The following is an 11,623-nucleotide window of genomic DNA, read 5'->3' as shown; positions in this document are numbered from 1 at the left end:
CATGGCCTATTGGCTGTTCAAATCGGAAACGTCGACCTGGTCATGGGACCAGCAGGTCGCCAAGGGCGAGGCGGGCGAAGAATGGGACGGCGTGCGCAACTATCAGGCGCGCAACTTCATGCGGGAGATGAAGCTTGGCGATCAGGGCTTTTTCTACCACTCCCAAAAGGACCGCGAAATTGTCGGCACGGTCGAAGTTATCGCCGAGGCGCATCAAGACAGCACAACCGAGGATGACCGCTGGGACTGCGTAGACATCAAGGCGCTGGGGCCTCTCAAATCGCCGGTCCATCTCGACCAGGTCAAAGCTGATCCGCGCCTCGCCGATATGGTGCTGGTGAAAAACTCACGCCTGTCCGTGCAGCCGGTCACCAAGGCGGAGTGGGACATCATCTGCGCCATGGGTGGCGTGTGATTTTCCTTTCCATGTTCGGGAAATATCCCGGGGGGAGGAGCGTCAGCGACGATGGGGCAGAGCCCCCAAGCCTGCGTGGCGAACGCAAAACCATCACGCGCGCCAAAGGCGCACAATTTCGCAGAGCGGCGCGCGGATCGGGAGTCTGACTGAACGAAGGGGCCCAGCCCCCCGGCTGAACCCCTTTCCACCCCACGCGTCTTCGGTTTCGCACCACACGTGTCAGTCATAGAAATATCGGGTCCGGCCGTACTGGCAGGATTTGAGAAACCCTACCGTGCGCGCCGCCTGCTGGCAAAGGAATTGCCCGCGCAATTCTATTCAAACTCGACCGACAATGAAAAACGCCCGCCTGAGCAGGCGGGCGCAAGACATCGAATTGTCCGATATCCTTAGCCGTAAACGGACTCTTTGCCGAAATGCTTGGTCAGCATGTAATAGACAACCGCGCGGTATTTGTTGCGCTCGGATTGGCCGTATGTGGTTAGAACCGCGTTGATCGCGTCCATCAATGCGGGGCTGTCAGACAGGCCCAGCTTCTTGATCAGGAAGTTGTTTTTCACGGTTTCCAGCTCTTCCTCCTGGCTGCCCGCGACAGTGGACGCGTCCGCGTTGTAAATCGCCGGACCGCAACCGATGGTGACTTTCGTCAACAGGTCCATGTCTGGCGTCATGCCACATTTGTTCTTCAGGTCGTCCGCATATTGCGCGATCAGGTCGTCTCTCTTGCCCATTGGAGCATCTCCCACCAAGTGTTGTCCCGCCCCCAAGATCGGGAGCCATTCGGCCTGTCAGTTTGGCCTTGGGCCAGACGGTAAAGGGTAAGAAAGCCAAAACAAAGGAAAAATTCGCCGCGATTTCCCCGTAAAAGGTGGCAGGTTACCGGCAGGTGCCCCAACCGCGCGACTGCAGATGAAAATGGTCGGCATGGAGCGCGTTGTAATCGGGGCCCAAAGTTGTCTTGAACCAGGTACATGCGCTGTCCCGCGCCGCTTTGAAAAACGCGTTTTCCCGGTCCCAGTCGCGCTTCATCACCAGTTGGCGGCCATCCGCCAGCGTAAAGCCAAACACGTCAATGGCCTCCGCCGTGGCATGCAGGCTCATTCTGCCGCCAGTGCCGCCCGTGCTGCGGATTTGGCGGCAGTTGTAGCTGGAGAAATGCCCGATCCCGGTGATGGTCGTGCCCAGATGTGCTTGTGCCGCCGGTTGCAACCCGTGGCGTTCCCACATGGCGGTGCGCAGGGCCACAGCGCAGGTTGTCTCCACCGGTTTCAAGCGCGCGGCCCCCACGGCCTCCAACGTCACACGTCCGCGGATGTGACACAGTTCCGAGATCTCCCGGTCAGCCATGTCGCGAAACGTCACCCGCCCCTCGGCCAGTACCTCCTTGCAAAGCGCGGCCTCCGAGGTGGCCGCGTCCAGCTTCCACGGCGTCATCAAGGTCACAGGGTCGGACAGGTAAAGGCGCTTGGTTGGGTTCCATTCGCGCGGTACCGGGGTGCTGGGGTGGGTCAGGGCCAGGAAGCCCAGCCCCCCGATAAGGCAAAGCCCCGCGACCGCGACCGCCAGTCGCAGAAACGCCCTCACCGCAGAATCACGCCGGTCTTGGCCCCATGGTTGGTGCGCCGGTCAAGATCGCGGTCCGCCTTGTTGTATTTGCGGATGATGCGCTGCCCGCCATTGCAACCCGCGCGGTCAATCTCGCGCGCGGCGTTGATGCCGTTGGCGCCATGTTGCTTCTCGTGGTCCACAAGGGCGGCCAACATCGCATCGAACGCCTTGCGCACGGCGGGGCTCATGGCGGACGGGTTTTTGTGTTTGGGCAGCGTGTAGACCACTTTCACACGGACCGCGCATCCGGCGGTCCAGCGGATGTTCCAGCTGGTATAGGCCCAGAAGCCTTTCGGCCCGCGCCGCTCCATCTCCGCCTTCAGGCCGGTCGCGGTGGTCGCGCTGACGGGGTAGGTCTTGGTCTGCTCCGTGATTTTCGGGGCAGCGAATGCCGGGGCCGCAAGCAGCCCCGACACAATGATGAATGAAGTGAGACGCTTCACGCCCACGCCGTTAGTAGCGGTAATGCTCTGGCTTGAACGGGCCGTCTTGCGCCACGCCAATATAGTCCGCCTGCTCTTTGTCCAGCTTCGACAGCTTCACGCCGATGCGGGCCAGGTGCAAACGCGCCACTTTCTCGTCCAGATGCTTTGGCAGGATGTAGACCTCGTTCTTGTAGGCCTCGCCGTTGGTCCACAGCTCGATCTGCGCCAGAACCTGGTTGGTGAACGATGCCGACATCACAAACGAGGGGTGGCCCGTGGCGTTGCCAAGGTTCAGCAAACGGCCCTCGGACAGCAGGATCAGACGGTGCCCGTTCGGCATCTCGATCATGTCCACCTGCTCTTTGATGTTGGTCCATTTGTGGTTCTTCAGCGCGGCAACCTGGATCTCGTTGTCGAAGTGGCCAATGTTGCCCACAATCGCCATGTCCTTCATCTCGCGCATATGCTCGATGCGGATCACGTCCTTGTTGCCGGTGGTGGTGATGAACACGTCAGCCGTGGAGACAACGTCTTCCAGCAGCACAACCTCAAAGCCGTCCATCGCCGCCTGCAACGCGCAGATCGGGTCAACTTCGGTGACTTTGACGCGTGCACCCGCACCCGCCAGCGACGCTGCCGAGCCTTTGCCCACATCGCCATACCCCATGACGACAGCCACTTTACCGGCCATCATCGTGTCGGTCGCACGGCGGATGCCGTCGACCAGCGATTCCTTACAGCCGTATTTGTTGTCGAATTTCGATTTGGTGACCGAATCGTTCACGTTGATCGCAGGGAATGGCAGCTGGCCGTTCTTGAACAGATCATACAGGCGGTGAACGCCGGTGGTGGTCTCCTCAGAGACGCCAACAATCTGGTCCCGCATCTTGGTGAACCAACCGGGGCTGGCTTCCATGCGCTTCTTGATCTGCGCCTTGATCGCCACTTCTTCCTCTGACCCCGGCACGGGAATCACGTCTTCGCCCGCTTCGGCGCGCGCACCCAGCAGGATGTACAATGTCGCGTCGCCGCCATCGTCCAAAATCAGGTTCGGGCCCTCTTCGAACATGAACGACTTGTCCAGGTAGTCCCAATGCTCTTCCAGGGACTGGCCTTTGATCGCAAACACAGGCGTGCCGCCCGCCGCAATCGCCGCAGCCGCGTGATCTTGGGTGGAGAAGATGTTGCACGACGCCCAGCGCACATCGGCACCCAGCTCAACAAGCGTCTCAATCAGCACGGCCGTCTGGATGGTCATGTGCAGCGAACCCACGATGCGGGCGCCCGTCAAAGGCTTGCTCTCGCCATATTCCTCGCGCAGAGACATCAGCCCCGGCATTTCGGTTTCAGCGATATCCAGCTCCTTGCGGCCAAATTCCGCAAGGTTGATGTCTTTTACAACGTAGTCATTGGCCATGAGACCTGCTCCTAAGATTCATAATTTGAGGGGCAGATAGCACTCCATAGCCCTCTCGACAATGCGTGATCCCCATGGAAGAAAACGTGACGCAGGGAGACGCGCAGATGAAACAACCACGTGCATGGCAAAGGATGCTGTCGGGCCGCAGGCTGGACCTGCTGGACCCAACCCCTATGGATATCGAGATTGACGACATCGCCCACGGGCTGTCCTTCGTTGCGCGCTGGAACGGGCAAACCTTCGGTGAGTTCCCCTATTCCGTCGCAGAACACTCCGTTTTGGTGGAACGTCTGTTCACCGCGATGAACCCCTCGCAACCCGCCAAATGGCAGCTGGCCGCGCTGCTTCACGATGCGCCGGAATATGTGATCGGTGACATGATCTCGCCGGTAAAAGCCGCCGTCGGCCCCGGCTATGCGGAGCTCGACGACCGGCTGACGGCGGCCATCCATATCCGCTTTGGGCTGCCCGCAACAATCCCCGCGCAGATCAAGAAGCAGATCAAGAAGGCCGACAAAATCTCCGCCTGGCTGGAGGCCACCCAGATCGCAGGCTTCTCCATCGAGGAAAGCAACAAGTTCTTCGGCGCGCCCGCCACCGACCTACGGCTGCCCACAACGCTGAAACCGCGCCCGCCGATGGAGGTAAAAGCCGACTTCATCGCCCGCTTCAACGAGCTGATGCCATGATCATTCGACCCGCGACCCCTGCCGATGTGCCCCGCCTCATCGACATCCTGAACCAGATCATCGAGATCGGCGGCACCACCGCATATCAAGACCCGCTGGACGCGGGATATCTGGACCGTTTCTTCACGGGCAACAGCAAAACTTTCCTGCATGTCGCCGAGAACGTGGATGGCATTCAGGGCATGCAATGGATGGACGCGCTGGATCCGCCCAATGACCATATTGGCGGCATCGCCACTTTTGCCGATCCCACCACCACCCAACGCGGCGTCGGAACCGCCCTCTTTGACATCACCAGGGCCGCAAGTCTGGCAGCGGGCTACTCCGAGCTCTACGCCAAGATACGCGCCGACAATACGGGCGGGCTGGCCTATTACGAAAAGATGGGCTTCCGGGACCATTTGGTGGACCGCGCTGTTCCCCTGAAAGACGGCACCCCGGTGAACCGCATCACAAAACGCCTAAAACTCGACCCGTCTCATTAAGGTTTACGCGCCCGGCGCAAGAGAACGACGCCTGGCTTCTTTCTGCTAAAAATATGCAAATTCGACAGCCGCCAAACGCGCTCGGCTAAGTGTCGGACGCATTGGCCCGTAACCAGTCGACAAACACTTTCAGCTTGCCCGTCACCGTGCCGCGCCGCGTCAGCATGTAGTAGGCTAAGGTGGACTGGCCCTGCTCGAAAACACTGACCAGCCTGCCCTCTTTCAGGTCCGACGAGACCAATGCCCGCCCCTGCAGCGAGAACCCGTAGCCCGCCCGCGTCGCCGCCAGGACCATCGTGTTCATGTTGAAGTCTCTGACGTCCATTTTCGAGAAGTCCAGCCCCTGCTCGGCGGCCCAAAGCTGGGGTTCCTGCCGCCCCGGCTCTTGCAGCCAGACCTGCTTTTGCAGCGCGGCTATGTCGCCTTTGGGGACCCGCGCCGCAAGTTCGGGCGTGCCCACAACCACGTTGCCTGCGCTGACCAGATATTCCGCGTCCACCCCGTCCCAGCCGCCGCGACCGTAGCGAATTGCCAAATCAAACCCGTCGCGCTTCATATCCACCAGCGGGTAGCCGGGCACCAGCGCCAGTTTGATCTCAGGGTGGTCCGCCCAAAACGCGCCAATGCGCGGCATGATCCAGTTCTCCGCAAAGCTCGGGGTCATGGCGATCTGCAGGGGCCGGTCGGCCCCCAGCTCCCGCGTGGCGGCGACGCCGTTGGCGATCTCGGCAAATCCGTCCTGCAGGGCCGCCGCCAGTATGCGTCCCGCCTCGGTCAACCCCATGCCACGGCCTTCGCGTATCACCAGTGTCTGGCCCAGGTCGGCCTCCAACCCGCGCACGTGTTGGGCAATGGCGGCGTGGGTCACGTTCAGTTCCCGCGCCGCAGAAGAAAATCCGCCCAGCCGCGCCATCGCCTCAAAGGCGCGCAACGCAGATAAAGAAGGGATGTCCCGCCATTCCATTGCCGTACTGTTAGCTCCACTTACATATTCGAAATCTTCCTGACTCGGATATATAAGCCCATTGCTTCATAAATAATCAAGAACAGACGCAATGAAGGAGAAAGCCATGCTTTCAATTATCGCAGACGCCCTGATGACCGCTTCCCGCCAGGAACCCACCCGTTGGCCGGACAAAACCAATCCCTACGCGGACCGGTTCGTATCCGACCCCAATCGCAGGCAGGCCGCCCGGCGGCGCAGCCACAATCCCTATTCCTACTTCCAATAGGCCCCAACAGGCGCCCGAAAGGAGCCGTACCATGTTCAACTCACTGTCCAAGATGATCCTCGACGCGCAGCAGCGAAATCAGCATCCCGCTGAGGCGCATGACCCCCACCGGCGCGGCGCTATCACATCTCCCCGCGCAACCCGCCGCGAAGGCTCAACATACGAGCCCATCATCCGCACCTTCTGGTGACGCTGCCACCCTGTCAGCGCATCACACTGCCCGAACGCCTTGTCTCCCCTAGCCGCGTTCGGGCCTTTTTTGAGAACCCCAAAATGAACACCTCCTTCGACGCTGCCTTCGCAATCAAATGGCTCGCGTCTATCATCCAAATCTTGGGATATACCGCCACCGCATTCGGGGTCACACCATTGAACATCTACCTGTTTCTGGCTGGCGTCGCAGGATGGTTTATCGTGGGCGTGCTATGGAACGACAAAGCCATCATTTTGATTCATGTTGTCGCTGCGGGCGCGATGCTGACTGGTATCGCCGCGTCGACCTAACCGCAGGTTTGCCCTGCGGCTTGCACGATCCCGTCCGCGGCAGTCTTGGACCATCCCCGAAATGCCCCGCCGCGAAAATTCAGCCGCGTGCCGTCGGCCCAGACGACAAACGGGCTGCCATCGGGGCACACAGCGCGTGACACCGGCCCCTGGCCCACCAGCTTATCCATCGCGGCCACGGTCGAATGATCGGTGCGCCCGAAGTCAATCCGCAGTGGGCTGGCCACCAGCTGAATGCCGCGGCTATCCAACGTGTAGGGAATCGGGTCCGTCTTGGTCGCTGTGGCAGCGCCGTCGGTCGACGCGCACCCTGCAACCAAAGCCATGCCGAAAAGTGAGAAAACCAGCTGTTTCATTCCGCCCGTTCATCATTTGGCGTCTACACGGTGCCTATACGCAATCTAGACGTTTTCTATACACGAAAATTCGGCGCAAATCGACGGCGGTTAACGCGGGCTGCGCTTCGCCAATATCCGCTGCAAGGTTCGCCGGTGCATGTTCAACCGACGCGCCGTTTCAGACACGTTGCGGTCGCATAACTCATACACACGCTGGATATGTTCCCACCGCACCCGGTCCGCCGACATCGGGTTTTCCGGCGGCGGCGGCAGCTCGTCCCCCGAGGCCAAAAGCGCGTTGGTGACATCATTGGCATCGGCCGGTTTCGACAGGTAATCCGTGGCCCCGATCTTGACCGCCGCTACCGCCGTCGCAATCGCGCCGTAGCCCGTCAATACAACGATCCGCGCGTCCGGGCGGCGTTCCCGCAGCACCTCGACCACGTCCAGACCATTGCCGTCTTCCAGCCGCAAATCCACGACCGCATAGGCCGGCGGTCGGGCGGTCGCGACAGCCTTGCCGGCAGCCACGGTTTCAACCGCTTCCGGTTCAAACCCGCGCTTTTCCATGGCCCGTGCCAGACGGCGCAGAAACGGCTCGTCGTCGTCAACGATCAGAAGGGACCGGTCTTCACCGATCTCGTTCATCGTGCGTTCGCTCATCGTCAAAACCCTTCCCGGACTTCCATCTTGCGCAGCAATGTAGATCGCCACTCCTCACCGGTCAAACACCAGCGGACCAATGACTTACGAGGCCGCATTTGCATAGCACGCCACCGTCTCGGCCATTTGGTCGGGCGTCGCGTCACGGCGGAAGAAGTCGACAAAGCCCTTCTCCGGCAGCACCAGATAGGTAAATGTCGAGTGATCGACGAGGTAATCTTCCCCGCCGCCCGGCTGCTTTTTGTAAAAGGTCCGGTACGCCTGGCTGGCCGCTTTGACCTGGCCTGCGGACCCCGTCAGCCCGATCATCTTGGGGTGCATTACGTCCGTGAATTCAGCCAAAACCTCTGGCGTGTCCCGCTCAGGGTCAATGGTGATGAAGACCGGCGTTGCGTCCACGCCCTGCTCCTTCAAGACGTCCACGGCTTCCGCATTCCGGGCCGCATCCAGCGGGCAGACATCGGGGCAATAGGTGTAGCCGAAATAGACCAATGTGGGTTCGGTGATGACGTCCCTTTCGGTGACTGTCGCACCCGTTTCCGACACCAGCTCAAACGGCCCGCCTATGTCACCGCCTGCAACCGCGCCTTGGGAGCATTGGGCAAATTGGTCCTCACCGTCATTGGCCGTCAAGGTGAGGTACGTCGGCACCCCGATCATCAGTGCCACCAAGCCAACGGCGCTCCAAACATACGCTTTGTTCATATCGTCCACCTTGTCCGTGCTAAGTTGCCCCGTTGATCCCCCATCCCCCGTCCAGTATCAATCTGCCATTATGACGCTGCCAATCACGTTTCCCTGATGACCGACCTGTCCGCCGGATTGGGCGAGAGCAGATCCCGCAACGGGATGGTCCGGTTGCGCACCCTTATCATCTTGCGGTGGTTGGCGATTCTGGGTCAGGGCAGCGCAATTTTCATTGCCAGCCAGCTGCTGAAGCTCGACATACCGCTGGGCTTTTGCATGCTGGCCATCGGCGCGTCTGTGATATCCAACATGGTCGCTATTGCGATCTACCCGCAGAACCGTTGGCTGCCGGAAAATGAGGTGTTGCTGACGCTGCTTTTTGATCTCTCGCAGCTGGCGTTTCTGGTCTATTTGACGGGCGGGCTGAACAACCCGTTTGCCTTGCTTATCCTGGCACCGGTGACCGTGTCCGCGATGACAATGCGCACCCAGTCGACCTTGCTGATCGGTGGGTTGGCCATCGTATTGGTCAGCGCGCTGACGACCTTCCATATCCCGCTGCGGACCGACCAGGGCACCATCTTGGAGATGCCCGACGTGTTTGTCGCGGGCTTTTGGGTCGCTATCATGATCGGGATTGTGTTTCTGGCCATCTACGCAGGCCGGGTCACGTCCGAGACGCGGTCCATGAGCCAGGCGTTGCTTGCAACCCAAATGGCCTTGTCGCGGGAGCAGAAGCTGACGGATCTCGGCGGGGTTGTCGCGGCCGCCGCCCATGAGTTGGGAACACCTTTGGCGACCATCAAGCTGGTCAGCGCCGAACTGTTGGAAGAATTGGAAGACCGACCGGACCTCAGGGACGACGCCGCGCTGATCAGGGAACAAGCCGATCGCTGCCGCGACATCCTGCATTCCATGGGCCGCGCCGGAAAGGACGATCTGCACCTGCGCAACGCCCCGCTCAGCGCCGTTGTCGAAGAGGCCGCTGAGCCGCATTCCGGCAGGGGAAAAGCGGTGCATTTCAACTTCACCGCGGACACCGAAGACGACGGCCCGATGCCCGTCATCCTGCGCAAGCCAGAGATAATCCACGGGCTGCGCAACCTGATGCAAAACGCCGTCGATTTTGCGGAAGCCGAGGTTTGGATCGACGCGAGCTGGTCGCGCGATCAAGTCGTCATACGCGTCATCGACGACGGTCCGGGCTACCCGGTCGACTTGCTCGGCCGAATCGGAGAGCCATTCATTGGCCGACGCAGAAACAAGCGGCAATCGTCCAGCCGGCCCGAATATGAGGGCATGGGGCTGGGATTGTTCATCGCCAAAACACTGCTTGAACGGACAGGCGCAGAGATCAATTTTGACAATGGCTCCCCAGACTACGAAAACGCCGAAGGTCAGCTCCGAACGGGCGCAATCGCGGAAGCAACGTGGCCGATGGACACTATTGCGGCGGCCAATTCAGGCGACTCCCAGCCACTGGGGGACAACGTGCCGATCCAGATTTAACCAGCCATTAACCTCACCATGATTGTTTGCATTGGTCCTTCGCTTGCACAAAGGAAGACCCGTGACAGCTCTGCTCTTTCAACCCGCATTTTTCTTGTTCGCCGCCGGCCTTGCCACCGGATTGCTTGGGTGTTTCGCCCTTAGAAAGTCGCGGCCGTCGCCCCCCACCTCTGCCCCTGCCCCATCAGCGCAGATATTCACGTTCGAAGGTGAGGAATTGGTCGGCGTCAACGCGCCCGCCCGGGCGGCGTTATCTGCTGAAGACCTCGAACAGGATACACGCAAAAGGCTCATACAACGGCTCGCGGATATCTTCCCGCAATTTCCGCGTGCGCTGGATATTGCCATGCAGGAAAGCGCCGCGTTCGAATTGTCTGAGCTGACAACGTCCGGGCCAGTTTCCGCAAGTGTCGCGTGTGACGCCGGACATTGCCGTATCACCGTCTCTGGCCTTCCAAACCTGATGGCCAGCAGAGTGTTGGTGGACCGCGACGTCTCCGAATCGGTAGGTCAGGAGCTTGCAATTCTTCAGGGAACCGTCGCGACTTCGCCAACCGTGATCTGGCGGGAAGATCGGGTTGGAAATATCGATTGGGTCAACGCATCATATGTCTCACTGGTAGAACAATTTGCCCCCGCAGATCAGGAGGCATGGCCACCCCGCAGGCTGTTCGAAGGGGGCCAGATCGCGGCCCCCGGCGAAAAGGCCCACCCGAGGCGATCCCCACTGACCCTGAAAGATGGCACCACCCGGTGGTTCGACATCACCAGCTTCGGCCACGGCAACACGACGCTGCATTACGCCTGCGACGCCAGCAAAACCGTTCAGGCCGAAGAGTCATTGCGCAATTTCATGCAGACGCTGACCCAAACCTTTGCGGCACTGCCCATCGGCCTGGCCATCTTTGACCGGTCCCGGCAGCTGCAGCTGTTCAACCCCGCGTTGATGGACCTGACCAATCTTGAGCCGGAATGGCTGGCCGCCCGCCCGACGTTGTACGACACGGTGAACCGGTTGCGCGAAAAGCGCATGCTGCCAGAACGCAAGGATTTCAACGACTGGCGGGCCAAGATCAACGAGCTTGAGAAGCTCGCCGTCAACGGCACCTACATGGAGACGTGGATCCTTCCCAGCGGCCAGACCTACAAGGTGACCGGCCGACCACATCCAGAGGGCGCCGTTGCCTTTCTGATCGAAGACATCAGCGCTGAGGTTTCTCTGACGCGCAAGTTCCGCCGGGAGTTGGAGCTCAGCCAATCCATGATTGACAGCCTCCCCGAAGCGATTGCCGTATTTGACGCCACGGGCAACCTGGCTTTGTCCAATGACGCGTATTGCGAATTGTGGGGCACCGACCCGGAGCTTGTGCTGGAACAAACCGGTATTGTCGATGCCACACGGCTTTGGCAAACCAAGAGCCTGCCCACCCCGCTTTGGGGCGACGTCCGCGAATTTGTTTGTCACGCGGGTGACCGGACCGAGTGGTACGGCTCTACCGACCTCTCCGACGGGCGCCAGCTGAGCTGTCGATTTATGCCGCTGGCGGCAGGCGCGACGCTGGTCGGGTTCACCGCTCCCGACGACGCGGTGCTGCCTTTGCCAAAACTGCCGGAACTCGCGTCGCTCAACTCCTGACAAGGGCGG

Annotated in this window: 16 protein-coding genes; 8 read left to right on the top strand and 8 right to left on the bottom strand. The window is 60.4% G+C overall.

The genetic code is table 11. The features are described 5' to 3' along the window. Position 1 precedes the first annotated feature (1 nt). Positions 2 to 415, top strand: a complete 414-nt coding sequence (locus tag Q0899_RS15405) for an EVE domain-containing protein (RefSeq protein ID WP_298361553.1) — start codon at positions 2 to 4, stop codon at positions 413 to 415. Between the two features lie 392 nt (positions 416 to 807). Here Q0899_RS15405 and Q0899_RS15400 read toward each other — a convergent pair whose 3' ends face one another. The 4 genes from Q0899_RS15400 to ahcY form a co-directional block, all read right to left on the bottom strand. Further along, a complete protein-coding gene (locus tag Q0899_RS15400; RefSeq protein WP_298295495.1) occupies positions 808 to 1,149 on the bottom strand; it encodes a DUF2853 family protein in 342 nt (113 codons plus the stop codon). Between the two features lie 145 nt (positions 1,150 to 1,294). Further along, entirely contained in the window at positions 1,295 to 2,002 is a 708-nt protein-coding gene (locus Q0899_RS15395; RefSeq protein ID WP_299193923.1) for an extensin family protein, read from the bottom strand. Continuing rightward, entirely contained in the window at positions 1,999 to 2,469 is a 471-nt protein-coding gene (locus Q0899_RS15390) for a DUF922 domain-containing protein (protein WP_298295485.1), read from the bottom strand. The genes Q0899_RS15395 and Q0899_RS15390 overlap by 4 nt, the downstream gene beginning before the upstream one ends. A gap of 10 nt (positions 2,470 to 2,479) precedes the next feature. Then, entirely contained in the window at positions 2,480 to 3,868 is a 1,389-nt protein-coding gene (gene ahcY, locus Q0899_RS15385; RefSeq protein ID WP_298295483.1) for an adenosylhomocysteinase, read from the bottom strand. Positions 3,869 to 3,975: 107 nt separating this feature from the next. Between ahcY and Q0899_RS15380 the strand changes: the two genes are divergently transcribed. Next, complete coding sequence (locus Q0899_RS15380) at positions 3,976 to 4,560, top strand: HD family hydrolase (RefSeq protein ID WP_298295481.1); 585 nt, start codon at positions 3,976 to 3,978, stop codon at positions 4,558 to 4,560. Further along, positions 4,557 to 5,045 carry a GNAT family N-acetyltransferase gene (locus Q0899_RS15375; RefSeq protein ID WP_298361549.1) on the top strand — a complete coding sequence of 163 codons (489 nt, stop codon included), beginning with the start codon at positions 4,557 to 4,559 and terminating at the stop codon, positions 5,043 to 5,045. Before Q0899_RS15380 ends, Q0899_RS15375 begins: the two co-directional genes overlap by 4 nt. A gap of 85 nt (positions 5,046 to 5,130) precedes the next feature. On the opposite strand, the gene Q0899_RS15370 is transcribed toward Q0899_RS15375, so the two are convergent. Continuing rightward, positions 5,131 to 6,009, bottom strand: coding sequence for a LysR family transcriptional regulator (locus Q0899_RS15370; protein WP_298295477.1), 879 nt, complete (start codon positions 6,007 to 6,009; stop codon positions 5,131 to 5,133). A gap of 106 nt (positions 6,010 to 6,115) precedes the next feature. On the opposite strand from Q0899_RS15370, the gene Q0899_RS15365 reads away from it, so the two are divergent. From Q0899_RS15365 to Q0899_RS15355, 3 genes are all read left to right on the top strand, one after another. After that, on the top strand, positions 6,116 to 6,277 hold the full coding sequence (locus Q0899_RS15365; protein WP_298295476.1) for a hypothetical protein: 162 nt from the start codon (positions 6,116 to 6,118) through the stop codon (positions 6,275 to 6,277). A 31-nt stretch (positions 6,278 to 6,308) separates the two neighbouring features. Then, positions 6,309 to 6,467, top strand: coding sequence for a hypothetical protein (locus Q0899_RS15360; protein ID WP_298295474.1), 159 nt, complete (start codon positions 6,309 to 6,311; stop codon positions 6,465 to 6,467). An 83-nt stretch (positions 6,468 to 6,550) separates the two neighbouring features. Beyond that, positions 6,551 to 6,781, top strand: coding sequence for a DUF6552 family protein (locus Q0899_RS15355; RefSeq protein ID WP_298295471.1), 231 nt, complete (start codon positions 6,551 to 6,553; stop codon positions 6,779 to 6,781). Here Q0899_RS15355 and Q0899_RS15350 read toward each other — a convergent pair. The 3 genes from Q0899_RS15350 to Q0899_RS15340 form a co-directional block, all read right to left on the bottom strand. Then, positions 6,778 to 7,137: a hypothetical protein gene (locus Q0899_RS15350; protein WP_299193919.1), complete on the bottom strand. Its 360-nt coding sequence runs from the start codon at positions 7,135 to 7,137 to the stop codon at positions 6,778 to 6,780. The two genes, Q0899_RS15355 and Q0899_RS15350, sit on opposite strands and share 4 nt — an antisense overlap. A gap of 90 nt (positions 7,138 to 7,227) precedes the next feature. Then, positions 7,228 to 7,782, bottom strand: a complete 555-nt coding sequence (locus Q0899_RS15345) for an ActR/PrrA/RegA family redox response regulator transcription factor (RefSeq protein WP_298361544.1) — start codon at positions 7,780 to 7,782, stop codon at positions 7,228 to 7,230. A gap of 84 nt (positions 7,783 to 7,866) precedes the next feature. Continuing rightward, positions 7,867 to 8,487 carry an SCO family protein gene (locus Q0899_RS15340; RefSeq protein WP_299193917.1) on the bottom strand — a complete coding sequence of 207 codons (621 nt, stop codon included), beginning with the start codon at positions 8,485 to 8,487 and terminating at the stop codon, positions 7,867 to 7,869. A gap of 96 nt (positions 8,488 to 8,583) precedes the next feature. Here Q0899_RS15340 and regB point away from each other — a divergent pair, with 96 nt between their 5' ends. Further along, a complete protein-coding gene (regB, locus tag Q0899_RS15335) occupies positions 8,584 to 9,978 on the top strand; it encodes a sensor histidine kinase RegB (RefSeq protein ID WP_298295463.1) in 1,395 nt (464 codons plus the stop codon). Positions 9,979 to 10,039: 61 nt separating this feature from the next. Next, positions 10,040 to 11,614, top strand: a complete 1,575-nt coding sequence (locus Q0899_RS15330) for a PAS-domain containing protein (protein WP_299193915.1) — start codon at positions 10,040 to 10,042, stop codon at positions 11,612 to 11,614. The last annotated feature ends 9 nt before the right edge of the window (positions 11,615 to 11,623 follow it).

The organism is uncultured Litoreibacter sp., from assembly GCF_947501785.1.
Classification (GTDB): Bacteria; Pseudomonadota; Alphaproteobacteria; order Rhodobacterales; family Rhodobacteraceae; genus Litoreibacter.
This window is presented reverse-complemented; position numbering and strand designations above follow the sequence as displayed.